This window comes from Qipengyuania algicola (assembly GCF_042492175.1).
Taxonomy (GTDB): Bacteria; Pseudomonadota; Alphaproteobacteria; order Sphingomonadales; family Sphingomonadaceae; genus CAJXSN01.
Genome location: NZ_CP170453.1, coordinates 289,445 through 316,444 on the forward strand (window position 1 = coordinate 289,445; position 27,000 = coordinate 316,444).

30 protein-coding genes are annotated in these 27,000 nt (G+C 62.5%); 18 read left to right on the forward strand and 12 right to left on the reverse strand.

Going from position 1 to position 27,000, the window contains the following annotated elements; all coding sequences use genetic code 11:
• Nucleotides 1-12: 12 nt before the first annotated feature.
• The 4 genes from ACFCW2_RS01470 to ACFCW2_RS01485 all read right to left on the reverse strand — a co-directional run bounded on the left by ACFCW2_RS01470 (nt 13) and on the right by ACFCW2_RS01485 (nt 3,459).
• The gene (locus tag ACFCW2_RS01470; protein WP_379547655.1) at nt 13-774 is read right to left on the reverse strand and encodes an ion transporter; all 762 of its coding nucleotides are present in this window, start codon (nt 772-774) and stop codon (nt 13-15) included.
• Nucleotides 775-813: 39 nt separating this feature from the next.
• Entirely contained in the window at nt 814-1,143 is a 330-nt protein-coding gene (locus ACFCW2_RS01475) for a 2Fe-2S iron-sulfur cluster-binding protein (RefSeq protein WP_379547657.1), read from the reverse strand.
• A complete protein-coding gene (locus ACFCW2_RS01480) occupies nt 1,140-2,213 on the reverse strand; it encodes a cysteine desulfurase family protein (protein ID WP_379547659.1) in 1,074 nt (357 codons plus the stop codon). Before ACFCW2_RS01480 ends, ACFCW2_RS01475 begins: the two co-directional genes overlap by 4 nt.
• Before the next feature lie 250 nt (nt 2,214-2,463).
• Nucleotides 2,464-3,459 carry a cysteine desulfurase family protein gene (locus ACFCW2_RS01485; RefSeq protein WP_379547661.1) on the reverse strand — a complete coding sequence of 332 codons (996 nt, stop codon included), beginning with the start codon at nt 3,457-3,459 and terminating at the stop codon, nt 2,464-2,466.
• 191 nt (nt 3,460-3,650) lie between these two features.
• Here ACFCW2_RS01485 and ACFCW2_RS01490 point away from each other — a divergent pair, with 191 nt between their 5' ends.
• Together ACFCW2_RS01490 and ACFCW2_RS01495 are read left to right on the forward strand one after the other, a co-directional pair.
• Nucleotides 3,651-4,307 carry an alpha/beta hydrolase gene (locus ACFCW2_RS01490; protein ID WP_379547663.1) on the forward strand — a complete coding sequence of 219 codons (657 nt, stop codon included), beginning with the start codon at nt 3,651-3,653 and terminating at the stop codon, nt 4,305-4,307.
• A 203-nt stretch (nt 4,308-4,510) separates the two neighbouring features.
• Entirely contained in the window at nt 4,511-5,215 is a 705-nt protein-coding gene (locus ACFCW2_RS01495; RefSeq protein ID WP_379547665.1) for an energy transducer TonB, read from the forward strand.
• A gap of 39 nt (nt 5,216-5,254) precedes the next feature.
• On the opposite strand, the gene ACFCW2_RS01500 is transcribed toward ACFCW2_RS01495, so the two are convergent.
• On the reverse strand, nt 5,255-5,449 hold the full coding sequence (locus ACFCW2_RS01500) for a hypothetical protein (RefSeq protein WP_379547667.1): 195 nt from the start codon (nt 5,447-5,449) through the stop codon (nt 5,255-5,257).
• A 148-nt stretch (nt 5,450-5,597) separates the two neighbouring features.
• Here ACFCW2_RS01500 and ACFCW2_RS01505 point away from each other — a divergent pair, with 148 nt between their 5' ends.
• From ACFCW2_RS01505 to ACFCW2_RS01520, 4 genes are all read left to right on the forward strand, one after another.
• A complete protein-coding gene (locus ACFCW2_RS01505; RefSeq protein WP_379547669.1) occupies nt 5,598-5,975 on the forward strand; it encodes a DUF3597 domain-containing protein in 378 nt (125 codons plus the stop codon).
• Between the two features lie 37 nt (nt 5,976-6,012).
• Nucleotides 6,013-7,896, forward strand: coding sequence for a DUF885 domain-containing protein (locus ACFCW2_RS01510; RefSeq protein ID WP_379547671.1), 1,884 nt, complete (start codon nt 6,013-6,015; stop codon nt 7,894-7,896).
• Nucleotides 7,897-7,997: 101 nt separating this feature from the next.
• Complete coding sequence (locus ACFCW2_RS01515; RefSeq protein WP_379547673.1) at nt 7,998-9,626, forward strand: hypothetical protein; 1,629 nt, start codon at nt 7,998-8,000, stop codon at nt 9,624-9,626.
• A gap of 69 nt (nt 9,627-9,695) precedes the next feature.
• Entirely contained in the window at nt 9,696-11,351 is a 1,656-nt protein-coding gene (locus tag ACFCW2_RS01520; RefSeq protein WP_379547675.1) for an FAD-dependent oxidoreductase, read from the forward strand.
• A 4-nt stretch (nt 11,352-11,355) separates the two neighbouring features.
• Here the strand turns inward: ACFCW2_RS01520 and ACFCW2_RS01525 are convergent, their stop codons facing one another.
• From ACFCW2_RS01525 to ACFCW2_RS01535, 3 genes are all read right to left on the reverse strand, one after another.
• Entirely contained in the window at nt 11,356-11,892 is a 537-nt protein-coding gene (locus ACFCW2_RS01525; protein ID WP_379547677.1) for a DUF937 domain-containing protein, read from the reverse strand.
• A 46-nt stretch (nt 11,893-11,938) separates the two neighbouring features.
• A complete protein-coding gene (locus ACFCW2_RS01530) occupies nt 11,939-12,298 on the reverse strand; it encodes a hypothetical protein (protein ID WP_379547679.1) in 360 nt (119 codons plus the stop codon).
• A 148-nt stretch (nt 12,299-12,446) separates the two neighbouring features.
• Nucleotides 12,447-14,036, reverse strand: a complete 1,590-nt coding sequence (locus ACFCW2_RS01535; RefSeq protein WP_379547681.1) for a phosphoenolpyruvate carboxykinase — start codon at nt 14,034-14,036, stop codon at nt 12,447-12,449.
• 228 nt (nt 14,037-14,264) lie between these two features.
• Here ACFCW2_RS01535 and ACFCW2_RS01540 point away from each other — a divergent pair, with 228 nt between their 5' ends.
• From ACFCW2_RS01540 to ACFCW2_RS01575, 8 genes are all read left to right on the forward strand, one after another.
• On the forward strand, nt 14,265-15,086 hold the full coding sequence (locus ACFCW2_RS01540; RefSeq protein ID WP_379547683.1) for a response regulator transcription factor: 822 nt from the start codon (nt 14,265-14,267) through the stop codon (nt 15,084-15,086).
• A gap of 95 nt (nt 15,087-15,181) precedes the next feature.
• Entirely contained in the window at nt 15,182-16,723 is a 1,542-nt protein-coding gene (locus ACFCW2_RS01545) for a sensor histidine kinase (RefSeq protein ID WP_379548905.1), read from the forward strand.
• Nucleotides 16,723-17,151 (forward strand): HPr kinase/phosphorylase, encoded by a 429-nt coding sequence (locus ACFCW2_RS01550; RefSeq protein ID WP_379547685.1) that lies wholly within the window; start codon nt 16,723-16,725, stop codon nt 17,149-17,151. Before ACFCW2_RS01545 ends, ACFCW2_RS01550 begins: the two co-directional genes overlap by 1 nt.
• Before the next feature lie 39 nt (nt 17,152-17,190).
• Nucleotides 17,191-18,117 carry an RNase adapter RapZ gene (gene rapZ / locus ACFCW2_RS01555; RefSeq protein WP_379547687.1) on the forward strand — a complete coding sequence of 309 codons (927 nt, stop codon included), beginning with the start codon at nt 17,191-17,193 and terminating at the stop codon, nt 18,115-18,117.
• Nucleotides 18,118-18,183: 66 nt separating this feature from the next.
• Nucleotides 18,184-18,612: a PTS sugar transporter subunit IIA gene (locus ACFCW2_RS01560; RefSeq protein WP_379547689.1), complete on the forward strand. Its 429-nt coding sequence runs from the start codon at nt 18,184-18,186 to the stop codon at nt 18,610-18,612.
• On the forward strand, nt 18,609-18,899 hold the full coding sequence (locus ACFCW2_RS01565; RefSeq protein ID WP_379547691.1) for an HPr family phosphocarrier protein: 291 nt from the start codon (nt 18,609-18,611) through the stop codon (nt 18,897-18,899). The genes ACFCW2_RS01560 and ACFCW2_RS01565 overlap by 4 nt, the downstream gene beginning before the upstream one ends.
• 17 nt (nt 18,900-18,916) lie before the next feature.
• Complete coding sequence (locus tag ACFCW2_RS01570) at nt 18,917-19,723, forward strand: TrmH family RNA methyltransferase (RefSeq protein WP_379548906.1); 807 nt, start codon at nt 18,917-18,919, stop codon at nt 19,721-19,723.
• Nucleotides 19,724-19,780: 57 nt separating this feature from the next.
• On the forward strand, nt 19,781-20,128 hold the full coding sequence (locus tag ACFCW2_RS01575; RefSeq protein WP_379547693.1) for a hypothetical protein: 348 nt from the start codon (nt 19,781-19,783) through the stop codon (nt 20,126-20,128).
• Nucleotides 20,129-20,177: 49 nt separating this feature from the next.
• Here the strand turns inward: ACFCW2_RS01575 and ACFCW2_RS01580 are convergent, their stop codons facing one another.
• Together ACFCW2_RS01580 and rmuC are read right to left on the reverse strand one after the other, a co-directional pair.
• Entirely contained in the window at nt 20,178-20,588 is a 411-nt protein-coding gene (locus tag ACFCW2_RS01580; protein WP_379547695.1) for a hypothetical protein, read from the reverse strand.
• A 69-nt stretch (nt 20,589-20,657) separates the two neighbouring features.
• Nucleotides 20,658-22,079 (reverse strand): DNA recombination protein RmuC, encoded by a 1,422-nt coding sequence (rmuC, locus tag ACFCW2_RS01585; RefSeq protein ID WP_379547698.1) that lies wholly within the window; start codon nt 22,077-22,079, stop codon nt 20,658-20,660.
• Between the two features lie 95 nt (nt 22,080-22,174).
• Between rmuC and ACFCW2_RS01590 the strand changes: the two genes are divergently transcribed.
• Nucleotides 22,175-22,570 (forward strand): four-helix bundle copper-binding protein, encoded by a 396-nt coding sequence (locus tag ACFCW2_RS01590; RefSeq protein ID WP_379547700.1) that lies wholly within the window; start codon nt 22,175-22,177, stop codon nt 22,568-22,570.
• 88 nt (nt 22,571-22,658) lie between these two features.
• Here the strand turns inward: ACFCW2_RS01590 and def are convergent, their stop codons facing one another.
• Complete coding sequence (def, locus tag ACFCW2_RS01595; RefSeq protein WP_379547702.1) at nt 22,659-23,243, reverse strand: peptide deformylase; 585 nt, start codon at nt 23,241-23,243, stop codon at nt 22,659-22,661.
• A 208-nt stretch (nt 23,244-23,451) separates the two neighbouring features.
• The gene (recR, locus tag ACFCW2_RS01600; protein WP_379547704.1) at nt 23,452-24,048 is read right to left on the reverse strand and encodes a recombination mediator RecR; all 597 of its coding nucleotides are present in this window, start codon (nt 24,046-24,048) and stop codon (nt 23,452-23,454) included.
• A 129-nt stretch (nt 24,049-24,177) separates the two neighbouring features.
• Between recR and fmt the strand changes: the two genes are divergently transcribed.
• The 3 genes from fmt to ACFCW2_RS01615 are packed head-to-tail and all read left to right on the forward strand — an operon-like array spanning nt 24,178 to nt 26,974.
• Nucleotides 24,178-25,095: a methionyl-tRNA formyltransferase gene (gene fmt / locus ACFCW2_RS01605; protein ID WP_379547706.1), complete on the forward strand. Its 918-nt coding sequence runs from the start codon at nt 24,178-24,180 to the stop codon at nt 25,093-25,095.
• On the forward strand, nt 25,092-25,865 hold the full coding sequence (gene truA, locus ACFCW2_RS01610; protein WP_379547708.1) for a tRNA pseudouridine(38-40) synthase TruA: 774 nt from the start codon (nt 25,092-25,094) through the stop codon (nt 25,863-25,865). Before fmt ends, truA begins: the two co-directional genes overlap by 4 nt.
• Nucleotides 25,862-26,974, forward strand: coding sequence for a zinc-binding dehydrogenase (locus ACFCW2_RS01615; protein ID WP_379547710.1), 1,113 nt, complete (start codon nt 25,862-25,864; stop codon nt 26,972-26,974). Before truA ends, ACFCW2_RS01615 begins: the two co-directional genes overlap by 4 nt.
• The last annotated feature ends 26 nt before the right edge of the window (nt 26,975-27,000 follow it).

A 27,000-nucleotide genomic window follows, 5' to 3' on the forward strand; every position in this document is an offset into this window, starting at 1 on the left:
CACCCGCCCGGCTTACTGCTTCCGCAAAGCCGCCACATCTTCGCGCAGCGCGCGCAGTTCCTCGATAATCATCTCGCGTTCGCTATGCGCCTCTTCATCGGTGGCTTCGGCCATGGCGTTGACGATCACACCGATAAACAGGTTGAGCACGATGAAGCTGGTGAGCAGGATAAACGGCACGAAGAACGCCCAGGCATAGGGGAACTCCTCCATCACCGGCCGCACGATGCCCATGCTCCAGCTTTCCAGCGTCATGATCTGGAAAAGCGAATAGAGCGATGCGCCCAGATTGCCGAACCATTCGGGAAACGCCCCGCCGAACAGCTTCGTCGCCATCACTGCGCTGATATAGAACAGCAGCAGCAGCATCACGATCACCGTACCGATGCTGGGGATCGCACGGAACAGGCCGACGATGACTTTGCGCATGCTGGGCACGACCGAAACCAGCCGCAGCGCGCGCAGGATACGCAGCGCACGCAGCACGGAAAACTGCTCGCCCGCCGGAACCAGAGCAGCGCTGACGATAGCAAGGTCGAAAACATTCCACCCGTTACGGAAGAAAGCGAGGCGATAGACGAAAAGCTTCATCGCCAGTTCCACAACGAAAATGGCAATCGCGATCTGGTCCAGCCGGCGGACAATTCCGCCTGCAGCCTCCATCACCGCAGGCGAGGTTTCCAGCCCCAGCCCGATGGCATTGATGACGATCACTGCCGTGATGAAGGTCTCGAACTGGCGGGATTCTACAAATGTCTGGAGCTTGCTGCGCATGGCGCGCAGATAAGGCGCAACCGTCCCTTTGGAAAGCGGTTACCCCCCGCTCATGTCCCGCGCCTCGGCGGGGATGGCGACGGTCAGGCCGTCGAGCGCCTCAGTCAGCACGATCTGGCAGGCAAGACGGCTGGTCGGGCGCACGCCGTAGGCGAGGTCGAGCATGTCTTCCTCGTCCTCGCTTGCTTCGGGCAGTGCGGCGAACCAGTCACGCTCCATCACCACATGACAGGTGGAGCACGCCATCTGGCCCTCGCACGTGCCCTCCAGCGGCATACCAACCCCTTGCGCGACGGCGAGCAAGACATCGTTCTCGGACGCTTCTGCCTCTACAACCGTACCCTGAGCTGTCTCGAACCGGATCTTCATAGCTGCTCCGCTGCCGCTGCATTGATCGCCTGTGCTGCTGTCTCGATATCGTCCATTGTGGTGTAGCGGCCAAAGCCGAGGCGAATAGTGCTTTTCGCCTGATTGTCGGACAGGCCGAGCGCTTTGAGCACATGGCTGGGCCGCCCCGATCCGCTGGCGCAGGCGGAACCGGCGCTGAACATGATCTGGCGGCAATCGCTCATCAGGCGGCCCACATCCACGCCTTTGCGGCGGAGGCTCAGATTGCCGAGATAGCGCGCATCCTCGCTGCCATTGACCTCCCAGTCGCAGAACAATTCGCGCGCGCGGAGCCACAGCTGCGCCACATGGTCCGCGTCCGCCGCCATCTGTTCCTTCGCCAGCATCGCCGCTGCACCCATCCCGGCGATCAGTGCGGGGCTGAGCGTGCCTGCGCGCAGACCGTTTTCCTGACCTCCGCCGGTCTGTACTTCCTCCAGGTCCAGCCCGTTCCTGATCCACAAAGCGCCAACACCCTTGGGCCCGTGAAATTTGTGAGCGCTGATGGCGATCATGTCGGCGGCGGTGACTTCCATCTTGCCATAGGCCTGCACTGCGTCGCACAGATAAAGCGCGTTCGCTTCCTTCGCCTTGCGGTGCCAGTCGATGGTCGGCTGGATGGTGCCGATCTCGTTATTGACCTGCATCACCGCGACCAGCCGCGTGTCGGCGGGCAAGTCCTGCTTCGTGTTGCACTGGCCGTCTTTCGCGACATTCAGCTCGTGGCATTTGCCGACATGGCGCGCGGTGTCGAGCACGGCGGCATGTTCCAGCGCAGAGACGGAGACCGTGCCGCCCTTCCCGCTGCCCCGGATGGCCAGATTGATCGCCTCGGTCGCGCCGCTGGTAAAGATCACCGTGCCGCCGGGCGGGAACAGCGCCGCCACCCGGTCCCGCGCCAGCTCTATCGCAGCGGCAGCCTGACGGCCCATCTTGTGCGGGGAATGCGGATTGCCAAAGCCCAGCCCGTCCGGCCCGTCCAGCCAGCGCAACATGGCATCGCGGGCCTCTGGCGCGAGCGGGGTGGTGGCTTGGTAGTCGAGATAGATCATGACTGCTCAACCATGGGATTGTGGCAATGGGGACATTTCTGGAGCGTCTTTGCGCCTCGAAAATGCGTAGCGATCCGATGATCATGGACGCTGAGCCCACATGACTTACAGCGCAAGGTAAAGACGGGATAAGAAATGACAGCGGTGACTATTGCGAAGCTCCAACCTGAGCGAAAGAGAAGATATTCGACCAGTGGAAGCAAAGACAGCAGGGACCCGGCCCACAAATAGCATTCCCAAAATTTCTGATTCATTGCTTCACCAACTCAAGCCATACCTCGCAAAAGCGTTCCACTTCTTCGCGCGTGGTGTTCCAGCCGAAGCTGACGCGGATCGCCTTTTCGGCCACCTTTGAATCCAGCGCCATTGCTTCCAAAACATGGCTGCCCTTCATCGTGCCGCTGGAACATGCACTGCCTTGGCTGACCGCGATGCCCGCCATGTCGAAACGCATCAATTGCGCGCTGCCGGACATTTTCGGCATGGCGATGGTGGCGATATACGGCGTGGGGTCGGCCAGCATGTCATCCAGCCAAACGCCGCCCGCCTCCCGTACATCCGCCGCGAAGCCCTCTAACGGGGCCAGAGTATCGGCGGCGACAAAGCCGTCACTGCACGCCTCCAGCGCAGCCGCCATCCCCAGCACGCCGGGCAGGTTCTCGGTCCCGCGCCGATAGCCGCGCTCCTGCCCGCCATCGGGCGCAAGCATCGCCAAGTCGCGCACCAGCAAAGCGCCCACCCCGATCGGCCCGCCGAATTTGTGGGCCGAGATGATGGCCATGTCCGCTTGCGGAGGCAGAGCGAATTTGCCTGCACTCTGTGCGCAATCGACGATCATCAGGCCATCCTGCGCGTGAACCAGCCCGGCAATCGCCGCGATGTCCATCCGGTTGCCGGTTTCGGAGTTGATGTGCTGGACCGCGACCACGGGCTTCTCGCGCACGACCGCCTCGGCAAAGGCGTCCATATCTAGCGCGCCATTGGGCCGTACCGGCAGACGTTCCGCTTCGGGGGCAGCCTTCAGCACCGCATCATGCTCCGCTGCACCGACCAGCCGGGCGCCCCCCTGCGCCCTGCCCATAGCCAGCGCCGCTGCCTCGCTCGCACCGCTGGTGAAGATCACTTCGCCCTCCCAGCCCAGCGCCGCCTTCATCCGCGTCCGCGCATCCTCCAGCGCGTTCCTCGCCTTGCGCCCCTCGGCGTGCGGGCTGGACGGGTTGGCCCACAGCGCAAGGCCTTCCTCCATCGCCGCACGCGCTTCGGGCCGCAGCGGCGTGGTGGCGGCGTGATCGAGATAGATGCGGCCGGAAGAAGCGACGGGCTGGCTGATGGAGACTTCCGATAGTTAGCGTGATTGCGATTTCGCAGTTGCGCCTTATATAGCCGCCACAACCAGCGTGTCAGCAAGGCACGCCTTTAACCCCAGGTACAGCGCACATGCCATCTGTCATTTTCCCCGGCCCCGAAGGCCGTCTCGAAGGTCGTTTCTCTCCTCCGCCGCGCCCGCGCGCGCCCGTCGCGATGATTCTGCACCCGCACCCCGAGGGCGGCGGCACGATGAACGAGCAGATCACGCAGCGTCTCTACAAGACCTTCGTCAATCGCGGCTTTGCGACCTTGCGGTTCAATTTCCGCGGGGTCGGGCGCAGTCAGGGCAGCTTCGATAACGGCGTCGGCGAATTGTCCGATGCCGCCGCCGCACTCGATTGGGTCCAGTCGATCCATGAAGAAGCGCAGGTCACTTGGGTCGCGGGCGTTAGCTTTGGCGCGCTGATCGGAATGCAGCTGCTGATGCGCCGCCCCGAAGTGCGCGGCTTCCTGTCGATCGGCGCGCCCGCCAGCATGTATGACTTCTCTTTCCTCGCGCCCTGCCCTGCCAGCGGCATCTTCATTCACGGCGCGCAGGACACGGTTGTGCCGCCGCCTGCCGTGGGCAAGCTGGTGGAGAAACTGCGTACGCAGAAGCACATCACGATCCATCACGAAGAAATCCCCCGCGCGAACCATTTCTTCGAGAACGAGCAGGCCGAAATGATGGCTTCGGTCGACAATTATCTCGATTTCCGGCTCGACCCGTCCTGCCCGATCAAGTGATCGGCGCGCAGCCCGCGCCCGCCTGAATTTGAACGGTAAAACGGCTCCTTCGGGGGCCGTTTTGCTATGCGGGAAAGGCATCGGATTTCGTAAGGTTCGGAATTGAAACGCAAATTCCCTTGCCTCATGAATGTAATGTTGTAACATTATGCTCTCCAGCAGCACCTCCAAAAGTTGGGCTGCGGCCAATCAGGGAGAGAAACATGGCCTATACCGACAGCCCTTCAGCCGCCAAACGCACCGGTGCCGTCAGCGGTGTGGTGATTATCCATGCCGCGATCGGGGTCGCACTAGTCACCGGTCTGGCGACCAATTTCGTGCCCTCTGCACCCGAGCCGCCACTCGTCGGCGGGCAGATCGATCTGCCACCACCCCCGCCAAAGCCGGATGAACAGGTCGAGCCCGACACACCGCAGCCGCCATCGAACAGGGAAGTCTATGTGCCACCCCGGCCCATACCGATTCCAGCGCCCGGCCCTGCGCTCGACAGCACGCGCGAATTGCCACCGCCATCGCCGCCCGGTGACAGGTTCATCCCCAATCCGGGCCCGACTTTCACTCCCACTCCCCCGGCGCCGCCACCGCCCGCTCCGACACCCAGCCCCGGCTTCACGCCCAAGCAAGCCGTGCCCAGCAACGCGCAGGCAAACTGGATCACGACCGCTGATTATCGCCCATCGTGGATCCGGCGCGGGTTGGAAGGGACGGCAAGCTTCCGCTTGACGGTGGGCGCAAATGGCCGGGTAAGCGATTGCACCATTACGCGTTCGACCGGACACGAGGCGCTCGATACCGCGACTTGCAAGCTGGCGACCCGGCGTGCGCGGTTCGATGCGGCACGGGACAGCAATGGCGACAGGGTCAGCGGGACGTTCACCAGCTCTGTCCTCTGGCAAATTCCCGAATAGGAGCGCTCCGGCGGGGTCAGGCGCAGCGTGATCCCGCCACTATTCCTGCATCTGCATCGGTGCGTTGCCCGCACTGTCAGGCAGGGTCCAGATCGCCACATTGGCAATCAGCACCAGCGCCGCCACCACCATCAGCCCGGCCTGCTTGCGAACACCTTTGCGCCACAGCAGCACCGCGCCGATCAGCAGCGCAATCGCTCCCAGCATTGCAATCGACAGCATGGTTCCGGCCATGGGCGCGCCTCTCCTTTGAAAACTCGTGTAAAAAGAACCCCGGAATCGCCCCTTTACCGGAACATTCCGCCCGCTAGAACGCTTTATGTTATGACGGCCACCTAGACCTAGGACGGCCCCAGCAAAACCATTATCGGGAGAGACAATCATGGGTATTTTCAGTTCGATCAAAAACGCGATCTTCGGCAAGGACGAGGAAGAGAAAGCAGCGCCCGCCGCCGCGCCAAAACCGGCCGCAACCGCCAGCACTCCGGCACAATCGTCGGCAGCGGTCCGCACCGTCGACGTCGAGGCACGGCTGGACGCAATGGACGGAGCCGACAAGCTCAACTGGCGCACCTCCATCGTCGACCTGCTGAAGCTGATCGGCGTCGATCCCAGCTATGCCAACCGCAAGGAACTGGCGACCGAACTGGGCCGCGCGAATTATGAAGGCAGCGCAGAAGACAATATCTGGCTGCACCGCCAGACCATGCAGGAACTCTCCCGCAATGGCGGCAAGGTGCCAGCCGAGTTTCTCGACTGATTGACAAGTTAGGCCATGCGCGGGCACGCTCCTCTGCATGACCAAAACAACATTTGAAATCACGTCACCCATTTCGCGGCGTCAGGCTCTCACCGGGCTTGGCGCCGCAAGTGTTTTGGGCGCCCTGCCCGCTTGCGTGCGGACTGCGACTGGCGCGCCCGCCGCGCAGGAAACCTTGCCGACCCTCGATGCGGCAATCGAAACCCAGCTTGAGAACATCGCCTTCCGCTTGCTGAAGCACGAACCGGAGCGCGCCACAGCGCTGGGCGTAGACACAGGCGACTTCGCCCATCTACGCACCAAGCTGGAGGATCAATCCCCCGCCGGCCAAGACGCCTATGCCGCGACCCTGCGCCGCGATCTGGCTGAAATCCGCCAGTTCTCCCGCGAAGGTTTGTCGACCGATACCATCACCAATCTCGATGTCGTTGAGAGCGGCTACCAGCTGGCGCTCGACGGCTTTGCCCTGCCTTATGGCGACACACCGGTCGGCAGCTGGCGGACCGCGCCCTATGTCGTGATCCAGAATGTCGGCGCGTATATCGGCGTCCCGCGCTTCATGCAGCTCGACCATCCGATCCGCGAAGGCAGCGATGCCGAAGCCTATCTGGAACGGCTGCAACAATTCCCCTCGGTTCTGGAGGGGGAACTGGAGCGCATGAAGGAAGCGCGCAGCATCGGAGTGGTGCCGCCCGATTTCCTGATCGACAAGGCGCTGGGCCAGATGGACATCACGCTGGGCTCGGCGAAGTCGGGCGACCTGTTTGTGGAACAGCTGACACCGCGACTGGCCAAGGCCGGATTGCCCGATCGTTACGCGGAACTTGCCCGCCAATATGTGCAAGGCCCCATTGCGGTCGCGCTCCAGCGCCAGCGCGAAGAGCTCGAGGCAGAGCGGGCCGTTGCCACGGGCGATCCCGGTATGCGCGAGCGGCCCTATGGCGAGGAATGGTACCAGTGGGCGCTGCGCTCCAGCACCACAACCACCCTGACAGCCGACGAGATTCACCGGCAAGGGCTGGAAGAGCTCGAAATGCTGCACGCCCGCATGGACCCGATCCTGCGCGACATCGGCTACACTCAAGGGACAGTCGGCGAGCGAATGCAGGGCCTGGGTGCCGATCCGCGCTACAAATTTGCCGAGGGCGATGCGGGCCGCGCGGAAATCTTCGCCTTCATCAATGATCGTATCGACTGGATCAAGGCGCAGATGCCCCGTGCGTTCAACACGCTGGTCGACCCCAATCTGGAAGTCGTGCGCATCCCGATTGCAGAGGAAGCCGGTGCGCCGGGTGCTTATGGCGGTGCGGGCAGCAAGGACGGGACGATCCCCGGGCGCTTCCTGATCAATCTGCGCACCACCGATCTGCACCGCAAATACGATCTGGCCGATCTGACCTATCACGAAACGATCCCCGGCCATGTGTGGGAGGGAGAATACTCTAACCGGCTGCCGCTCATCCGCAGCATCCTCGCCTTCAACCCGTTCTCCGAAGGATGGGCACTTTATGGCGAGCAATTGGCCGACGAGCTGGGCGCGTATGACGATTTCACCGTCGGGCGGCTGGGCTACCTCCAGTCGCTCGCCTTCCGCGCCTGCCGCATGGTGGTGGACACCGGGCTGCATTCCAAGGGCTGGAGCCGCGAACGCGCGGTGCAGTTCTTCGTCGAGCGCAACGGGTCGAAAGCGCAGGAAGTTGCCAGCGAGGTCGACCGCTATTGCAGCTGGCCGGGACAGGCGACGGGCTACAAGCTGGGCCACAGCCGCATCACCGACCTGCGCGCCAAAGCGGAAAGCGAGCTGGGCGCGGGCTACGACATGAAGGCCTTCAACGATGCCGTCATTTTGGGCGGCAATGCGCCGATGGATGTGCTGGAGAAGAAAGTCGGGCGCTATATTGCGGGGGCGCGCAGTTCTTAGCCTGATATCATCCACCTCAGGCTCTGTTCAATTTCTGCCTCCTATGTATATTCAAGCCTTGTAGTCATGACTTGAATTTGCAGTGAATTATCGGGGGTAATGTGCGCTTCTTATCAATTGTTCTGGCCAGTTTGATCTGGGCCGCCCCCGCGCACGCCGATTGGCACGAAGCCTCGAGCGACAATTTCGTCGTTTATGCCGACGACAAAGCGGCTGATGTCGAGGAATTCACGCTCATGCTGGAACGCTATCACTCGGCGCTCGAGCTTCTGACCGGGCGCAAGATTGCCAAACCCAGCCCTTCCAACCGGGTCACGATATTCGCCGTCGGAAATACGCGCAAAGTGGCAAAGCTCGCAACGGGCGATAGCGGGGCTTCGATTGCCGGGTTTTACGTTCCGCGCGCCGGGGCGAGCCGTGCTTTCGTACCCGATGTAAGGATCAGTCACCGGGAAACGCGCTTCTCCATGACAGTGCTGCTGCATGAATATGCCCATCACTTTCTTATCGGCACGTCCCGTTATTCAATGCCCGCATGGCTGCGCGAAGGGTCGGCAGAATTCTTTGCTTCCGCGCGCTTTCCCAAGGACGGCTCGGTTCATATCGGCCGTCCGGCCTATCACCGCGAGGGCGATTTCGCCTATTCTGCTGAATACAGCGTGCGCGATTTGGTGGACCCATCCACCAACCATCGGAACGGCGGCTACTATGCCTGGGCATGGGCGCTGTACCATCACCTGAATTTTGATCCGGGCAGGCAGGGACAGCTCTCGACCTATTGGAGGGCTTTGGCCTCCGGCGTAGAGCCTATGCAGGCAGCGCAGGAAACATTCGGCGATCTTGAGATCTTGCAAGGGGAAGTCGAGGCTTCGCTGAAGAAGCGGATGATGTCCTTTTACAATCTCAAGCCCGACATGCTTCCAACCCCCACCGTCACCGTGCGCCGCCTGAGCGAAGGGCACGGCGAAGTGATGCCGCTCATCATCCGCTCGCAGCGCGGGGTCAATCGCGAGACAGCGCTCGAACTGCTTCCGGATGTGCAAGAGGTCGCCGCCGAGTATCCGGACGATCCGTGGGTGCTCGCCGCCCTCGCCGAGGCCGAGCATGATGCAGGCAATTACGCGTCTTCCATTGCAGCTGCGGACAAGGCCATTGCCGCCAACCCGGCGGTGAAAAATGCCTATGTCCAAAAAGGATTTTCGCTATTCGCTCTGGCCGAGGATGCCGAGCCGGATGCGCAGGAAGCCGCTTATGCCGGAGCCATGGAGCCGTTCTCCGCGCTCAACAAGCTGGAGAATGACCATCCGCTGCCGCTGATTTATTACTATCAGAGCTATGTCCAGCGCGGGGAACCGCCCAGCGAATTGGCCCGCGCAGCACTGGAACAGGCCGCCGCGCTTGCTCCGTTCGATCAGGGGCTGTGGCTACAGGCGGCGATCATGCAAGGGTATGAAGGCCAGGTGCAGCTTGCCCGGCTTAGCCTCAGTCCGCTTGCGTCCGATCCCCATGGTGGCGCACGTTCGCAGGCGGCCGCGATTGTCGTTTCCGAGCTTGCCGAACTGCCCGACGGGGAGCCGGTGAGTATTCCGGAACTCCTCAGCGCAGCGATGGAGGGCGGCGAAGGCGGCGACGGCGGCAGCGATGAAGTTGCTGACGCCGGAGTCGACGAAGGCGCCGATAACGGAAGCGATGCAGGGGACGATGCGGGCGCGACCGCGTCGGGCAACTGACCCAACTGACGCTCTTGTAGCTGAAGTCTCACGGGGCCATGGAAAGCCTGCAGTAGAGCGGGAACGACCATGGAAAATTTCGGCGACAATCTCGAGACGATGAAGCGTGTTCCCTTGGCGGACGATCATGTCGCGATGATTTGCGAGATTGGTCAGGAGGTTACCTACGCGGAAGGCGAGATGGTCATCGAAGTCGGCGATCCGCTGGACCGGTTCGTCTATGTGATCGAAGGCGAGATCGAGGTGGTCGATCCCTATTCGCGGGAACGGATGATCCAATCTGTGCTCGGCCCCACCCAGTTCATGGGCGAGATTTCCTTCCTCAATGCAGGGGCGATCTTCCTCCCGATGCGCGCTTCCAAGCCGACCCGCACAGTTGAGGCCCCGCGCGAGGCGATGCTCGATTTGATGAGCCGGGTGCCCGAATTGTCGGACCATATCATCACCGTCTTCGCCGCACGCAGGCGCCGCCAGTTCGAGGCCAAGAACTCCTCGATCAAGATCATCGGAGCAGACAGGGACAGCGCCGTGCGCAGCGTGGAGCAGTTCCTGTCCCGCAACCGCATCCCGTTCCAAAGCTTCGATCTTGACGGGTCGGACGAAGAAACCCGCGCGGTGTGCGATCTGACGGGCCATGCCCCCTCGGTCGTCTTCAACAAGGACGAGCTGGTCGAGGACCCCACCCCGCGCAAGATTGCGCAGCGCCTGCACCTCGATCTCGATGTGTGCCGCGAGACGCTGTATGATCTGCTGATCGTCGGCGGCGGGCCTGCGGGCGTTGCTGCGGCGGTCTATGCGGGCAGCGAGGGGCTGCAGGCACTGGCAATAGAGGACACCGCGATTGGCGGTCAGGCCGGGACATCCAGCCGGATCGAAAACTATATGGGCTTCCCCACCGGCATCAGCGGGACGGATCTGGTCTATCGCGGGCAGATACAGGCGCTGAAATTCGGCACGCGCTTCGCGATGCCGCGCCGGGTGGAGGATGTGGAGCGGCGCGAGGACGGCACGTTCTGTGTGTCATTGGACGATGGCGACGCGGTTTGCGCAAAGGCCATTCTGGTCAGCACGGGTGTGCAATATCGCCGCCTGCCGCTGGAGCGTCTGGAAGAGCTGGAAGGCGGCGGTATTTTCTACGCCGCGACCGAAATGGAAGCCCGCTTCTGCCGCAACACAGAAGCGGTGGTAATCGGCGGCGGCAATTCGGCGGGACAAGCAGCGATGTATCTCAGCCGCGCAGCCAAACAGGTCCATTTGATTGTGCGCGGCACCAGTCTGGCGGCGTCCATGTCCAGCTATCTCAGCGAAAGGCTGGAGGCTGACGAGAGAATTACGATCCATTACCAAACGGAAGTGTGCGCGCTTGATGGCGACGATTGGCTGTCCTGCGTGACGCTGGAGGGGCCGGACGGGCAGCGCGACATGCCGACCACGGCTTTGTTCATCATGATCGGAGCCGCTCCAAACACCAGCTGGCTCAGCGGGTTGGCGCAGACAGACGAGCGCGGGTTTGTTCTGACGGGTGCGGCAGTCGAGCGCCCTTCCCCATTCGAAACGTCATGCGACGGGATCTATGCCGTCGGCGATGTGCGCGCCGGATCGGTCAAGCGGGTCGCCAGTGCTGTGGGCGAAGGCTCGGTCGTGATCTCCGAAATCTGGAATTATCTCGACAGACTGGACGCGGCGGCAACAACGGACGAGGCCGGGTCCGAAGACCCGGCCTGACGCCTCATCGTTTCGCCATTCCGCTGACGATCGAACCGAGAATACCGCCCAGCGCCCCGCCGCCGCCGGAACCGCCGCCAGCACCGCCCAGGGCCCCGCCGATCAGATCGCCGATGCCGCCGGAGCCTTGCGAATTGTCGCCCGCTTGCTTGGCCATGTAACCGGCCACAGCCATCGCCAGAATGGGCAGCATTTTCTTCAGCACGCCCTCGTCGATGCCGGTCATCGCGGCTACTTCGCCTGCGACCGAACGGCTGACATCCTTGTTACCGAAAATCGTGCCCAGAATGTCATTGCCGTGCTGCGTCGGCGTGGGCTTGTTGCCCAGAACGGCGTCGAGCATTCCGCCCCCGCCGCCGCCGAGGATCGCGCCGGCCAGTCCGCCCAGCCCGGTCGATTCGGCACTGGTGCGGCCCATGCCTGCTACGATGGCGGGCAGCAGCGCACCGGCACCCACGCGCGCGGTCTGTTCGTCAATGCCGAGCTCGCCCGCCATGCTCTGGATGGCACCGGACTGCTGAAGGATTTGTGCTAGGCTCATAGTCGTCTCTCCCGTTGGTTGTTTCAGTGGATCAACGGGTGAGCGCCTACTTCTTTCCGAAGAACTTGCCCGCCATATCGGCAATGTCGTTCAGCGGATTGCCGTCGCCATCGCGGTCCAGCATGCCGAGAATGCCGGACGCTGCCGGATTGTCCTTCAACGTGTCGGCATATTGGCTGAGCGATCCCTCGCCACCGATCTGCTCGACGATATTGCTGAGCGTGCCGGTATCGAGCCCGGTCTTGGCGGCAGCGCCTTCCACCGTATCGCCTTCTTCGCCGTGCGACTGGCCCAGCGCGGCAATCGCCTTCTCGGCCATCGCCGGATCGATGCCCAGCTTCTCCGCCATATTGGCCACATCCGCATGCTGGCCCATCTGGCCCATGATCGTGTCGAAAATACCCATTGTGCTCACTCCCTTTCAAAATCGATTCGCTGGATTGAGGATAGGCGTATGAGCCTGCAGCACAAAGAAAAAGGCCCCGCCTGCGTATGACACGCGGGCGGGGCCTTTCCTCTCCTACCGGATCAGGTCCGGCAAACTTGTCGTCCGCTTATGCAGCGGCGGGTGCCGCCTGACGCACGCCTTCATCGACATGCGCTGCAAAGGGCTCGAAATTGTCGACGAACAGCTGGACCAGTTTCTGGGCCGCTTCATCATAGGCTTCGCCATCGGCCCAGGTCGAACGCGGGTCGAGGATGCCGTCATCCACACCTTCGACGCTGACCGGCACATCGAAGCCGAAATTGGGGTCCTTGCGGAACTCTGCGTCGTTGAGGCTGCCATCGAGGGCCGCATTGAGCAGCGCGCGGGTCGCCTTGATCGGCATGCGGTTGCCGACGCCATATTTGCCGCCGGTCCAGCCGGTGTTGACCAGCCAGCATTGCGCCCCGCCCTCGGCGATCCGCTTTTTCAGCAAATTGCCATAGACGCTGGGGTGACGCGGCATGAAGGGCGCGCCGAAGCAGGTGCTGAAGGTGGCTTCCGGCTCGGTCACACCGATTTCGGTGCCCGCGACCTTCGCGGTATAGCCCGACAGGAAGTGGTACATCGCCTGATCTGGCGTCAGACGCGCAATCGGAGGCAGCACGCCAAACGCGTCGGCGGTCAGCATGATGACATTGCTGGGGACCGGCCCCAGATTGTCTTCCGACGTGTTGGGAATGGAGCTGAGCGGATACGCTCCGCGGGTGTTTTCCGCGAGGCTGTTGTCGTCGAGATCGATTTCGCCGTTTTCGTCCATCACCACATTTTCGAGGACCGTACCCTCCATCTGCGTGGTGGCGTAGATTTCCGGCTCGGCCTCGGGGTCGAGGCGAATCATCTTGGCATAGCAGCCGCCTTCGAAATTGAAGACGGCCGTGTCCGACCAGCCATGCTCGTCATCGCCAATCAGCGTGCGGCTTGCATCGGCGGACAGCGTGGTCTTCCCGGTGCCCGACAGGCCGAAGAACACAGCCGTCTTGCCATCGGGGCCGATATTGGCGCTGCAATGCATCGGCATCACACCCTTGGGCGGCAGCAGATAGTTGAGAATGCCGAAGACGCTCTTCTTCATTTCACCGGCATATTTGGTGCCGCCGATCAGAACTAGCTTCTCTTTCAGATTGACCGCGACAACCGTTTCGCTGCGGGTGCCGTGGCGCTCCGGATCGGCCTGAAATTCGGGCAGGTCGATGATCGTGTATTCCGGCACGAAACCGTCCAGCTCGGCCTCTGTCGGGCGGCACAGCAGCGTGCGGATGAACTGGTTATGCCACGCGAACTGATTGATTACGCGTACCTTTACGCGGTGCTCCGGCTGCGATCCGCCGAACAGATCGGCGACATAGAGCGTATCCTTGCCAGCAACCGCGGTCAGGAAATCGGCCTTCAGCGCGGCGAAATGCTCGGGCGTCATGGAGGCGTTGTTGTCCCACCATACGGTGTCTTCGGTTTCACTGTCGCGGACGATGAATTTGTCGTTTGCGCTGCGGCCCGTGTGCTTGCCCGTTTCCACGACCAGCGGGCCATTCTTCGCCCGTTTGCCTTCGCCCGTATCCAGCGCGCGCTGGGTAAGCTCGGCTGAGGAAAGGTTGGCATGAATGGTGGCATCGGTGGCGATGCCCTGGTCGGCGAGGGAATGGGAAAGCGGCACGCTCACGCTGGTAATCTCCTAAAACGAAAAATGGCCAGAACCTGCCTGATAGCTTGTCCGGACCATAGCTGCGCCGATTCTGCGCATAGGTATGCACTGGCGCTTGCTGCACCGCATAGGGAGTGCGCCGCGCGAGGTCAAACTGGCAAGAGAAGACATGCGACGATTTGACCCGCGCCCGCGCCATCTTGCGCTGCGTTGTTTTAACCGGCGCATCCGGCTAGCACTTCATTCATGACAACGCAGCACGACACCCCCCGCGATGCGGATGCAGGCACAGGTACAGGCACGGCCACCGAAAGCCGCGCCGACTTGGGCGGGGAAACCAGCGGCCCCCGGGGCGGACGGGTCATCGCGCTGGTCGATGACGATCGCAATATTCTCACCACCGTCTCGATAGCCCTCCAATCGGAAGGTTACGCCACGCGGGTCTATTCCGATGGCGAGAATGCATTGAAAGCGCTGTTGGAGAATCCGCCCGATCTGGCCGTTTTCGACATTAAAATGCCGCGCATGGACGGGATGGAATTGCTGCGCCGGCTGCGCGAGCATTCGGACCTGCCGGTGATCTTCCTAACCAGCAAGGATGACGAGCGGGACGAGGAAGCCGGCCTGCAGATGGGTGCGGACGACTACATCGCCAAGCCGTTCAGCCTGCGCCTGCTACTCGCCCGTATCCGCGCGATCCTGAGGCGTAGCGGGGCGACAGATGGTCCGCTGGCCGATACCCCGGAAGAAACGCCTGCGACCCGCGAGACAATCCAGCGCGGGCGCTTGTCGATGGACCCGGCCCGCCATCAGGTGACATGGGACGGGAAGCCTGTGTCCCTGACCGTTACCGAATTTCTGATCCTGCAAGCGCTCGCGGTGCGCCCCGGCGTCATCAAGAGCCGTAACCAGCTGATGGATGCCGCCTATCCTGACGACATCTTCAATGATGACCGGACGGTGGACAGCCATATCAAACGCATGCGCCGCAAGTTCCGAGCGAAGGACCCGGACTTTACCGCGATCGAGACGCTGTATGGCGCAGGCTATAGTTTCTCCGATGGCTGACGCTTTGCATGGCTGAGCAGGATACGACCACGCAGCGGGCGACAGCTGCCGTAAAATCACGTCTGCCGGTCGATCCCTCCCAGGCGTTCGAGCGGATGAGCCTGCTCGACAGGGTCTCGCTCACGGCGCGCATTCTGGCGGTGAATATCCTGCCGCTGGCACTGCTTGGCGGGGGGATTTTCTACCTCGATTCTTATCGCGCGCAGTTGCTCGACGAACGTTACAAGCTCGCCCGTATCGAAGCGCAGATCACCGCAGAAGCTCTCGCAGGGGCCACCCGCGAGCGGCAAGAAGCGCTGCTGATCCAGATCGGCAAAGAACAGAATATGCGCCTGCGCATGTTCGATGCCGAGGGTCTGCTGTGGGCCGACAGCTTCGCGCTGGACGAGCCGCGCTTCACTCTGGACGATCCCGCCGACGATGAATTCGGTCTGCGCTTTGCACGCTGGCTGGACCGGATGGTGGACACGGTCGTCGCAGCGGAACCTGTGCCCGACTATATCGAGCCGGAGGCACAGACAGCCGAGCCATGGCCCGAACTCGTCCGCGCACAGGAGCAAGGCGTCAGCCAGATCGTCCTACGCGACGCGCCCGATGGCACGCCGGTCATTACCGCCGCAGCGCCGGTCGGCCTCAATGGTGCCACTCTGCTGACCACCCGCAACGCGGTCGACATTACCGAATCTGTCCGCGCCGCCCGCTCGACCCTGGGCATTGGCGTGGCGCTGACGCTGCTCGCCTCGATCCTGCTTTCGCTGTTTCTCGCCCGCACAATCGTCATGCCGCTGCAATCGCTGTCGCGCGCAGCCAGCCGGGTCCGCTTGGGGCGCGAGCGCGATGTCGAGGTCCCCCGCCTGCCGCACCGCCGCGACGAAATCGGCCTGCTCGCGCGCTCGGTCTCCGACATGACCGAGGCCCTGCGCGAGCGGATCGACGCGACCGAGCATTTCGCCGCCGATGTGGCCCACGAAATCAAGAACCCGCTCGCCTCGCTGCGCAGCGCGGTCGATTCGCTCGGCAAGGTGGAGGACCCCGATCTGCGCGCCCAGCTGATCGACATTGCCAGCCACGATGTGCGGCGGATCGACCGGTTGGTGACCGAAATTTCCGATGCCAGCCGGGTCGATGCGGAAATCTCCCGCGCAACATTCGAGACATTCGACATGGCCGAGCTGGTCGAAAATCTCGTCGCCTCGCGGGAAGATCGCGGGCTCAACCAGGGGCGTCCGATTGTCATGGCGCGGCCCGCGACGCCCAGCTTTGTCTATGGCGTGCCGATGCGGTTGGAACGGGTGATCGAAAATCTGATCGACAATGCGGTTTCCTTCTCTCCGCCCGGCGGAACGATTGATCTGGCGGTCACCAACGATGCCGAATGCGTCACGCTGACCGTGTGCGATCGGGGGCCCGGCATCCCGGTCGAGGAGCGCGAGAAGGTCTTCCGCCGCTTCCACTCGGTTCGTCCGGACGAGGAAGATTTCGGCAATCATAGCGGGTTGGGACTCGCCATCGGTCGCACCATCGCCGAAGCGCATGATGGCTCGCTGAGCGTGGCCGACCGGCCCGATAATGCACCCGGAGCGTGTCTGGTGCTGGCTTTACCGGAAGCGCGCACCGGCAGCGCAGCGCTCAAGTAATGCTGTTTCAGGCAACCGGCGTGGCGGTCGGTGGCAGTGCCGTGCTGCTGACAGGAGAGCCGCGGATCGGCAAATCATCCGTCGCACTCGCCCTGATCGATCGCGGGGCCGTGCTCATTGGCGATGACGGCGTGAAGCTGACTGTCACCGGCGACAGGATCGAGGCAACTCCCCCGCCTCATACCGCTGGCTTGCTGGAGGTGCGCGGTGTGGGCCTGATAGACCTGCCCACAACCAGTGCGCCGGTCGCTCTGCTGGTGCATTTTGGTGAAGAAGGCGAACGCTTGCCGCAAACGCTGCCAAGCACCGATCTGGCTGGCTGCAAGATACCTACTCTGCGCCTTACCGCGCCCGACTGGACTACGGCGTTAAGGATCGAACAGGCGCTATCCCATTTTGGCATGGTGGATCGCACAGCCCCAGATTGACGCTTCCCTTGCGCGGCCAAATGCGCGAACGCTGTGGCCATGGCAGAGGACAGCCCATCCGACTCAGCGCATCACAGGCAGCGCGTGTTGCTGGTCACCGGCATGTCTGGTGCAGGCAAGACGACCGCGCTGCATGTGCTGGAGGATCTGGGCTGGGAAGCGATCGACAATTTTCCCATCCGCCTGCTCGAACGATTGGTCAGCGAGCCCCAGCAGGGCAGCGAACCGCCTCCGCTGGCCATCGGTTTCGACACACGCACGCGCGGGTTCGTCCCGGCCGACATCATGCGCACGGTGGAGCGCCTGTCGCGCCGGGCCGATCTGGAGGTCGCCTCGCTGTTCATCGATTGCTCCAGCGGAGAGTTGGAGCGGCGCTACAACGAAACCCGCCGTCGCCATCCGCTGGCCAAGGGCCGTTCCGCGCTCGACGGCATCATGGCGGAACGCGAATTGCTCAGCCCGCTGCGGCAATGGGCCAACGTCATCATCGACACCAGCGAGCTGGCGACCAACGAATTGCAGCAGGCGGTGCGCGAGCGCTTTTCTGAAGACGCGCCGCAGTCCCTCTCCATCACTGTCAGCAGCTTCGGCTATGCCCGTGGAATGCCGCCGCTGGCCGATCTGGTGTTCGATATGCGGTTCCTCGACAATCCGCATTGGGAGCCCGAATTGCGCGAGCAGACTGGGCAGGATGCGCCTGTGGCCGAATATATCGCCGCGCAATCCGCCTTTACGGAAACATTCGCAAAGGTCAGCGATCTGGTGCTGGACCTGCTACCGCGATACCGCGCACAGGGCCGTGCCTATCTCCACATCGCCTTTGGCTGCACCGGCGGGCGGCATCGGTCCGTCTTCAGCGCGGAGCAGATGGCGCAGGTCTTGCGCGAGGCGGGGTTTTCGCCCACACTCTTGCATCGAAATATTCAATCGCGCGCCGCCGACCAGATCGAGCGGGCGCAGCACTGACATGACGGCCCGGCAGCGCCCCCTCTGCCTCAATGGCCCCGCAATGCGAGTAGATCAGACCTCCCCATGATCGGACTTATTCTGGTAACCCACGGCCAATTGGCCGAGACATTCGTGAACGCGATGGAACACGTCGTCGGCCCGCAAGATGCGATCCAGACGGTGTGTATCGGGCCGGATGACGATGTGGAACAGCGCCGTCAGGACATCGCCGATGGCATTGCGGCGGTCGATAACGGCAAGGGCGTGATCGTCCTCACCGACCTGTTCGGCGGCACCCCGTCCAATCTTGCGATCTCTCTGCTGCAGGCCGGAAAGGTCGAAGTCATCGCCGGGATCAATCTGCCAATGCTGATCCGTCTGGCCGGTGCGCGGGGCTCGCTGAGCGTGGAAGAGGCAGTCGTCGCTGCACAGGAAGCAGGGCGCAATTACATCACCGTGGCGAGCGAATTTCTCGGCACCGACGAAGCGCCGCCCGCGAAGAAAGCTTCATGAGCGAAGCCGCCTCCCCCTTGCGCCGCGAGGTAACCATCATCAACCAGCGCGGTCTGCATGCGCGGGCTAGCGCGAAACTGGTCGGATTGGTGGCGGAACTGCCCGCTACCGAGACTGTGCGCGTGGCCAAGGATGGCAACGAGGCCGCCGGTGGCTCGATCCTCGGGCTTATGATGCTCGGCGCGGCGAAAGGCGACACGATCGAAGTGATTGTCGAGGGCGACAATGCCGGGGCCACGCTCGAGACAGTGTGCGCGCTGATCGAGGACGGGTTCGGGGAGGAATAGCTCCCGTGCAGCAGCCCTTGCCGGAACGCCGCCTGATCACCGGCTTTTCCAATCCCACCGTCAAATTCATCCGCTCCCTGCGCGAGAAAAAGCACCGCAAGCGCGAGCGAAAATTCCTCGCCGAGGGGCTGCGTCTGCTGACCGATGCACGCGAATGCGGGCGCGTGCCAGAGGTGCTGGTGCTGGCCGAGAGCCGCGATCCGCATCCGCTGATCGCCGCGCTGGAACAGAGTGTTGTGGAGACAGGCGGCGAGGTGATCGAGACCTCCGCCGACATCCTCTCGAAGATCACCGGCAAGGACAATCCGCAGGCGGTGGCCGGGGTGTTCGCCGAATGGGATACGTCGCTGGACGCGCTCGACCGGAGCAGCGGCGATATCTGGCTGGTGGCGCAGGCGCTGCGCGATCCGGGAAATCTGGGCACCATGCTGCGCACGGGCGATGCGCTGGGCGCTGGCGGGCTGATCTTGATCGACGATTGCGCCGATCCGTTCAGTGTCGAGGCAGTGCGGGCCAGCATGGGCGCGGTGTTTACGCAAGGGTTGGCGCAGGCGCGGTGGGACGAATTCGTGCCGTGGCTGCGTGCAGGGAGCGGACAGCTCGTCGCTGCGAGCTTGCGCGAGGCCGTGCCGTATCGCGGTGCGCCCTATGCGGCTCCCTGCTTCGTGCTGGTGGGCAACGAATCGCAAGGCCTGCCTGAAAGCTACGAAGCCGAATGCGACCTGCGCGTGACCATGCCAATGCGCGGCCGGGCCGACTCGCTTAACGCAGCCGTCGCGGCGGCCGTGCTGGGGTATGAGGTTCTGGCCTCGCTCGACGCTTAGTCTTTGGTAACGCTTGCTTTGTATCCTCCCCGCTCGAATTGAAGCGGGGGTACGACAATGACAAACGTGAACTGGACCGGCGATAACCCGGTAGGCAATATGCGCGATTATTTCGCGGGCATCGGCAACTGGATGCTATGCGGGGCCGTGCTGCTGACGGTCGGCCTGCGCTGGAACACCGGCGACCTGGGCGTTGTCGCACTGGTGTGCGCGGTGGTGGCCGGCGCTGTCACCGGCAAGGCTGGTTTCATGGCGATGCGCCGTTTCAAGGCGAGCGCGCCCAATCCAGACCTTGGCGCAATGCTGGCCCAGTTCACCGGCTTCTTCGCGTTTCTCGCAGGAGGCCTATTCGGCATAATGTTCTCGGCCGTGCTGGGGAGCGCGATTGCCAGCGTGATGGGCTGATTGCCCGCTCTGGTTCTTTACGCCCAACAGACGAAGTAACCGTCGAGCGCTACAGCATCCAGAAAGCCATCGAAGCCGTCGCGCCGAGCGAGCCCACAACGCTTCCGTAAAGCAGGACGGTGGAAATCGTTTGCGCAACCTTGTTTCCGCGCATCTCTCCACCAGCAATCGGCAGATCTCGGCCGGTACCGAACACTCCGGCGAGAAACAGCGCCAGCCACAGGGCATACAGCGATAACCAAAGCGCTGCAGCAGTCGGCGCTCCCCAACCATTGCCAAACGCAATGTGGGGCCACAGCAGACCCGCAGCCATCAGGAACGTGCCGCTTTGGACCGCAGTGAGATGCGCAGAGAGCCCCATGCGCGGGCTCTTTCCAACAGGGATCAGAACACCATTGATGAGGCCAATCAGGAACAGCAGAACGCCTGAAAGGGCGAGAGTGGAATTGATCTCGGTCATTGATTCTCCACCTCGTCCTATGCGTCACGCCGGATCAAGTGCGGGATGAGGGGTACCATCAACGAACCCTTACCCTGCATCACCTGACTTGTCCTCCAGCGCATCCAATTCCGCCACATCCTCGGCGTTGTAGTTTGGCGTGCCCTCCACCAGCGGAACCTCCTCCGCCTCCCGTTTGCCCGTCTCGATGCCCTTCTCCTTGAGCTTGCGGGCGCTGGAGAGGACATTGCGTTCAAAGCTGCCGACGAATTTGTTGTAATTCTTGACCGCGCTGTCGAGCCCGCCGCCGACGCGTTTGAGATGCTCGCCGGCAATCGCGATCCGGTCGAACAGATCGGTAGCCAGCCGCCCGATATCCCGCGCTTCTGCCGCCAGTGCATCCTGCCGCCATACCTGCGCCACCGTGCGCGCAATCGCGACGAGGTTGGTCGGCGTGGCGAGCAGCACCCGCTTGTCGAAAGCAAAGTCCCACAGCTCCGGATCATGCTCCAGCGCGGCCGCCACGAAATGCTCGCCCGGCACGAACATCACCACGTAATCCGGCGCATCCTCGAATTGTGACTGATAGCTTTTCGCGCCCAGCTGCTGGACGTGGTTTTTCATCGAAGCGACATGGGCTTTCAGCGCCAGATCGCGCGCTTCGTCATTGTCGGCCTCGAACGCCGCCTGATAGGCGTTGAGCGAGACCTTGGCGTCGATCACCAACATCTTGCCGCCGGGAATCCGCACGATCGCGTCGGGGCGCAGGCGGCCTTCCTCCGTGTCGATCGACTGTTCCAGCTCAAAATCGGTATGCTGGGCCAGCCCGACCTGCTCCAGCAGGTTTTTCAGCTGCTGCTCGCCCCAGCGCCCGCGCGCCTTGGGCGCATTGGTGAGGGAATTGCCCAGCCGCTGGGCCTCGCGCCGGACTTCCTCTTGCCCCAACCGCATCTGTTCGATCTGCGTGCCCAGCGCCGAGAACGCATTGGCGCGCTTTTCCTCCAGCGCGCTGACCTGCTCTTCGTATTTCTTGAGCCGATCATCCACCGGCTTCATCAGCGCCTGCAGCTTTTCAGCGCTGGCCTTTTCGGAATGCCCGAAGCGTTCGGCCGCCCGCTCCAGAAACGCTTCCTGCGCCTTGCCCAGCACCGCATTGCCGGTGTTCTGAAACTCTTTGAGCATCTCCTCGCGCGCTTCGCGCATCAGCTTCATCTGCTCGTCGAAATTGGCCGATTTCTCTTTCAGCGTAGCTACTTCCGCCCGTAGCGCCTCGCGCTCACTGCGTGCCGTGTCCAGTTGCTCTGCTAGCGTATCGGCCCGCCCCGCCCGCTCGCTCATCGTGGCAAGCTCGGGCGTCATGCGCGCGACATCATCGGCGTATTTCTTCGCCTCGGCATCCCGCTCCTCATGCCGCACCCGCCAATCGTTCACGGGCCGCGAACCAAGGAACCAGCCTGCCCCCAGGCCAACCAGCAGAGCAACAATGACGAATATGATGACAGTGGTTTCCATCACCGGAACATAGCCGGAACGCTTCCCGCCGCCAAGGACCTTTGCGGAACCAATCCCCCGCCTCGTTCGCTCCAACTGACAAAGGAGAAAACACCATGTCCATCAAAGAAATGATCCAGGATCACCCCGCCGTGGGTGACGACTACAACGAAGCGCTGGGCGAAGCGGTGAAGCATGCCATGTATGGCGCGGCGATCATCAATTCGTGCGCCGATTCCTGTCTGGCCGAGAGCAATGTCGAGGAGCGCCGCGAATGCGTGCGCCGCTGTCTCGACGCTTCCGACGCCTGCACCGCGTTCTACCGCATGGCCAGCCGCCGCACCGGCGGCAATGTGCCTGCGATCAAGGCGATTGCCGAAGCAACCATCGTGGCCTGCGAGCAATGTCTGGAGCATTGCCGGATGCATGACGACGCGCATTGCAAACGCTGCAGCACGATGTGCGAGGAAATCATCCGCGACGTGAAGAAAGCGCTCGATGTGATGGGATAAGGCCGACGGCCCGATGTCTTCACTGACAATCGTCACAGAGAATGCAAAAAGCCCCGCCGGTGAGCGGGGCTTTTTCGTCTGAGCCGGATCAGGCAGCCTTGCGCAGTTTATCCAGCTTTTTCAGCGCCATCTGCCGCTTCAACCGGCTCAGGTGGTCGATGAAGAGAATGCCTTCGAGGTGGTCCATCTCGTGCTGGATGCAGGTGGCGAGCAGGCCGTCCAGTTGCTCGGTGTGCTCCTTGCCTTCCACATCCTGATATTTCACCGTGCAGGTCTTCGGACGGTCCACGTCGGCGTAGATTTCGGGGACGGACAGGCAGCCCTCCTGATAAGTGCCCAGTTCCTCGTCCGGGTTGAGGATCACGGGATTCACAAACACGCGCGGATCATTCTTGATCGGGTAGTGCTTGTGCGCACCCTCGCCGTCTCCGTGGTCGTGGCCGCATTCCTCAGGCTCGGCATCCATGTCCGGTTCCTGAAGGTCGATTACCAGCACCCGCTTGGGCACGCCGACCTGAATGGCGGCGAGGCCGATACCGGGTGCGGCATACATCGTTTCGAACATGTCATCGACGAGCGTTTTCAGCTCGTCGTTGAACTCACCGGGCTCGACAGCCGTCGAGACCGTCTTGAGACGCGGGTCGGGAACTTCAAGGATTTCGCGGATAGCCATGGGGGCGACTTAGGGGCTGCGGTGAGAAGTCGCAAGCGTTGGCGGGCGTCACGCGGTCGCGTTCTGACTGCCGTGACCAAGCACATGCCCACCCCGCTGCGACTAGCGAGCAAGCTCGCAAGTCTCGCTGCCCCTCCCTTGAGGGAGGGGTTGGGGTGGGTGCTCGGCGGTTGAGGATCGACTAACCAACTGGCCGCCGCGCGCCCCCCTATGAAACCGGGCGTCTCGCCCGAAGCGCCTGCGCCAGAGTTCCCTCATCAAGATAATCCAGCTCCCCGCCCACCGGCAGGCCATGGGCAAGCTGGGTGATCCGCACAGGAAAATCCTCCAGCCGCTCGGCCAGATAATGCGCGGTTGTCTGGCCCTCCAGCGTGGCGTTCATGGCGAGGACGATCTCGTCCACTCCGCCCGCTTCCACCCGGCCCAGCAGCGAATCGATCGACAGATCCTCTGGCCGCACGCCGTCCAGCGCCGACAATTTGCCGCCCAGAACGTGGTACCTCCCGGTGAACAGCCGCGCCCGGTCGAGCGCCCACAGATCAGACACGTCCTCCACCACGCAGATTGATTTGGCGTCCCGCCTCGGATCGGCGCAGATGCCGCACGGGTTTTGCGTGTCGACATTGCCGCAGGTGTCGCACTCCACAAGATGCTCGCGCACAGCGGCCAGCGCGTCCTGCAATTGCGGCAGCGCCTTTTCCCGGTTCTTTACCAGCCACAGCACAGCCCGCCGCGCACTGCGGGGGCCAAGGCCGGGCAAACGGGCCAGTGCGCTGCTGAGAGTTTCGATTTCGCTTGAGGCCATGTCCCACCCTTAGCCCGCTCACCCTGAGCTTGTCGAAGGGTTGCACTTTCCTCTAGCGGTGCGCGAGAAAAGAAGGACGATCCTTCGACAAGCTCAGGATGAGCGGGTTTTTGTGTTGAGACTGATATAATGCGCATTGTGTTCATGGGAACGCCGGATTTCGCGGTGCCGACCTTGCGGGCGCTGCACGCTGCCGCGCATGAGGTTGTGTGCGTCTATACCCAGCCGCCGCGTCCGGCGGGCCGGGGCAAGAAATTGCAACCTTCACCCGTGCAGGTCGCGGCAGAGGGGCTGGGCATTGAAGTCCGTTCGCCCAAATCGCTGAAATCCCCAGAGGAGCAGGTGCGCTTTGAAGCCCTGGACGCCGATGTTGCGGTGGTGGCAGCCTATGGGCTGATCTTGCCGCAAGCAATTCTGGATGCGACGGAGCATGGCTGCCTGAATGTCCATGCGTCCATCCTGCCGCGCTGGCGCGGGGCGGCACCGATACACCGCGCAGTTATGGCGGGCGATCCGGTGACCGGCATCACGATCATGCAGATGGAAGCGGGACTCGACACCGGCCCGATGCTCGCCACCGTCCGCACGCCGATCGAGCACAAGACGACCGGCGAGCTGACCGGAGAACTGGCCGAGCTGGGCGCGCAATTGATGGTCGGCACCTTGCGCGAGCTGACAAACCACCAGCCGCTGGCACAGATTGACGACAACGCGACATACGCGCCTAAGATCGACAAAGCCGAAGCCCGGATCGACTGGTCGCAGGATGCCGAAGTGATCAAGCGGCTGGTGCGCGGCCTCGCCCCCTTCCCCGGTGCATGGTTCGAACTGGATGGGGCCGGCAAAAAAGAGCGCGTGAAATTGTTGCGCGCTGAATTTGCGGACGCTTCCGGAGCCCCCGGTGAAGTGCTGGACGATCAGCTCGCCATCGCCTGCGGCAAAGGGGCAATCCGCCCGGTAAAGCTTCAGCGCGCCGGAAAACCAGCCATGGAGCTGGAAGATTTCCTGCGCGGAAATCCGGTTGCCAAGGGAACGCTGCTCGCTTGACCCGCTTCGCTTTCACTTTGGAGTTTGACGGCACGCCGTTCCAAGGCCTGCAGCGCCAGAAGCATGGCCCCAGCGTGCAGGGCGCGGTCGAGGACGCGCTGGACCAGATCACCGGCGAAACGCCGACATTGTACAGCGCGGGCCGCACGGATTCGGGCGTCCACGCGCTCGCCATGCGCAGCCATGCCAATATCGCGAAAGATATCAGCCCGTTCCGCCTGATGGAGGCGATGAATTACCATCTGCGCGACGTTCCTGTCGCCGTGCTGGCCTGCGACATCGTGCCGGACGATTGGCATGCGCGATTCTCCTGCATCGGGCGCGCTTATGAATACCGCATCTGCAACCGCCGCGCGCCGCTGACACTGGAAGCAAACCGCGCGTGGCAAATCCCGCAAACGCTGGACGCCGATGCCATGCACCGCGCAGCGCAGGCGCTCGTTGGCGTGCATGACTTCACCACCTTCCGCAGCGCGCATTGCCAGTCGGAGAGCCCGGTCAAATCGCTCGACAGCATATCGGTCCGCCGCGAAGGCGAGCATGTGATCACCGAGGTCGCCGCGCGCAGTTTTCTCCACCATCAGGTGCGCAGCATGGTTGGCTGTCTCGCACTTGTTGGTATGGGCCGATGGAACGAAGCCCGCATTGCGGAGGTTCTGGAAGCACAAGACCGGCAAGAGCTGGGCCACAACGCACCGCCGCACGGGCTCTATTTCGTGCGCGCACTCTATCCCGCCGATACGACGATAAATCAGGAGAATTCCGAATGACCACGACCGGCAAGCAGCTTTTCACCACGCTCGACGCAGACGGCACACTGACGCTTGAAATCGCGGAGAACACTTTCCCCGATCCCAAACCGCATCAGGTGTTGGTGAAAATGGAAGCCGCGCCGATCAACCCGTCCGATCTCGCGATCCTGACCAGCGCCGCCGATTTCGACAATGCGGAATATTCGCCCGGCAAGGTCGTCGCGAAAATGCCCGAGCCGTTCAACACCGCACAGAAATCGCGCCACGGCCAGCGACTGCCCGCCGGTAACGAGGGTGCAGGCACGGTTGTCGCCACCGGTGACAGCGATGCGGCCAAGGCGCTGATGGGCCAGCGCGTCGCCTGCGTGCCCGGCAATGCGTTCAGCCAATATGCCATTGCCGACGTGCCGATGTGCCTGCCGCTGGGCGACCACAGCAGCGAAGACGGCGCGTCCAGCTTCGTCAATCCGATGACCGCGCTGGGCTTTGTCGAGAATGCCAAGATGGATGGCCAGAAGGCAATCCTGCACACGGTCGGCGCTTCCAATCTGGGCCAGATGCTCAACCGCATCTGCCTAGAAGACGGCATGGGCCTGGTGAATATCGTGCGCAAGGACGAGCAGGCCGAGCTGCTGAAATCGCAGGGCGCGACCCATGTGGTGAACTCGTCCGATGATGATTTCATGGACCAGCTGAAGAGCGCCATCGACGAAACCGATGCGTTTTACGGCTTCGACCCGATCGGCGGCGGCAAGGCGGTCGACAATTGCTTCAAGGCAATGGAACAGGTCGCGGTTGGCAAGATGAGCGAATATTCGCGTTATGGTTCCAACCAGCAAAAACGCATGTTCATCTATGGCCGCCTTGATTTCGCCCCCACCCAGTTGACGATGGCTTATGGTTTCGGCTGGACGCTGTCGGGCTGGCTGCTTACGCCGTTCTTGGCGAATGCGGGCATGGAAACCGTGATGCGGATGCGTAAGCGCGTGCTCGACAACCTGACCACCACCTTTGCCAGTAGCTACAAGGAAAAGGTCGATCTGGAAGGCATGCTGACCAAGGAAGCGATCCTGGACTACCGCCAGATGAAGACCGGCGAGAAGTATCTGGTTGTTCCGAATAGTTGATCCCTAAAACCCGTTCGTGCTGAGCT

Coding starts and splice junctions, on each gene's coding strand:
- ACFCW2_RS01470 (WP_379547655.1), bottom strand. CDS start 774: ATGCGCAGCAAGCTCCAGACATTTGTAGAATCCCGCCAGTTCGAGACC.
- ACFCW2_RS01475 (WP_379547657.1), bottom strand. CDS start 1,143: ATGAAGATCCGGTTCGAGACAGCTCAGGGTACGGTTGTAGAGGCAGAA.
- ACFCW2_RS01480 (WP_379547659.1), bottom strand. CDS start 2,213: ATGATCTATCTCGACTACCAAGCCACCACCCCGCTCGCGCCAGAGGCC.
- ACFCW2_RS01485 (WP_379547661.1), bottom strand. CDS start 3,459: ATGGAGGAAGGCCTTGCGCTGTGGGCCAACCCGTCCAGCCCGCACGCC.
- ACFCW2_RS01490 (WP_379547663.1), top strand. CDS start 3,651: ATGCCATCTGTCATTTTCCCCGGCCCCGAAGGCCGTCTCGAAGGTCGT.
- ACFCW2_RS01495 (WP_379547665.1), top strand. CDS start 4,511: ATGGCCTATACCGACAGCCCTTCAGCCGCCAAACGCACCGGTGCCGTC.
- ACFCW2_RS01500 (WP_379547667.1), bottom strand. CDS start 5,449: ATGGCCGGAACCATGCTGTCGATTGCAATGCTGGGAGCGATTGCGCTG.
- ACFCW2_RS01505 (WP_379547669.1), top strand. CDS start 5,598: ATGGGTATTTTCAGTTCGATCAAAAACGCGATCTTCGGCAAGGACGAG.
- ACFCW2_RS01510 (WP_379547671.1), top strand. CDS start 6,013: ATGACCAAAACAACATTTGAAATCACGTCACCCATTTCGCGGCGTCAG.
- ACFCW2_RS01520 (WP_379547675.1), top strand. CDS start 9,696: ATGGAAAATTTCGGCGACAATCTCGAGACGATGAAGCGTGTTCCCTTG.
- ACFCW2_RS01525 (WP_379547677.1), bottom strand. CDS start 11,892: ATGAGCCTAGCACAAATCCTTCAGCAGTCCGGTGCCATCCAGAGCATG.
- ACFCW2_RS01530 (WP_379547679.1), bottom strand. CDS start 12,298: ATGGGTATTTTCGACACGATCATGGGCCAGATGGGCCAGCATGCGGAT.
- ACFCW2_RS01540 (WP_379547683.1), top strand. CDS start 14,265: ATGACAACGCAGCACGACACCCCCCGCGATGCGGATGCAGGCACAGGT.
- ACFCW2_RS01545 (WP_379548905.1), top strand. CDS start 15,182: ATGAGCCTGCTCGACAGGGTCTCGCTCACGGCGCGCATTCTGGCGGTG.
- ACFCW2_RS01550 (WP_379547685.1), top strand. CDS start 16,723: ATGCTGTTTCAGGCAACCGGCGTGGCGGTCGGTGGCAGTGCCGTGCTG.
- rapZ (WP_379547687.1), top strand. CDS start 17,191: ATGGCAGAGGACAGCCCATCCGACTCAGCGCATCACAGGCAGCGCGTG.
- ACFCW2_RS01560 (WP_379547689.1), top strand. CDS start 18,184: ATGATCGGACTTATTCTGGTAACCCACGGCCAATTGGCCGAGACATTC.
- ACFCW2_RS01565 (WP_379547691.1), top strand. CDS start 18,609: ATGAGCGAAGCCGCCTCCCCCTTGCGCCGCGAGGTAACCATCATCAAC.
- ACFCW2_RS01575 (WP_379547693.1), top strand. CDS start 19,781: ATGACAAACGTGAACTGGACCGGCGATAACCCGGTAGGCAATATGCGC.
- ACFCW2_RS01580 (WP_379547695.1), bottom strand. CDS start 20,588: ATGACCGAGATCAATTCCACTCTCGCCCTTTCAGGCGTTCTGCTGTTC.
- rmuC (WP_379547698.1), bottom strand. CDS start 22,079: ATGGAAACCACTGTCATCATATTCGTCATTGTTGCTCTGCTGGTTGGC.
- ACFCW2_RS01590 (WP_379547700.1), top strand. CDS start 22,175: ATGTCCATCAAAGAAATGATCCAGGATCACCCCGCCGTGGGTGACGAC.
- def (WP_379547702.1), bottom strand. CDS start 23,243: ATGGCTATCCGCGAAATCCTTGAAGTTCCCGACCCGCGTCTCAAGACG.
- recR (WP_379547704.1), bottom strand. CDS start 24,048: ATGGCCTCAAGCGAAATCGAAACTCTCAGCAGCGCACTGGCCCGTTTG.
- fmt (WP_379547706.1), top strand. CDS start 24,178: ATGCGCATTGTGTTCATGGGAACGCCGGATTTCGCGGTGCCGACCTTG.
- ACFCW2_RS01615 (WP_379547710.1), top strand. CDS start 25,862: ATGACCACGACCGGCAAGCAGCTTTTCACCACGCTCGACGCAGACGGC.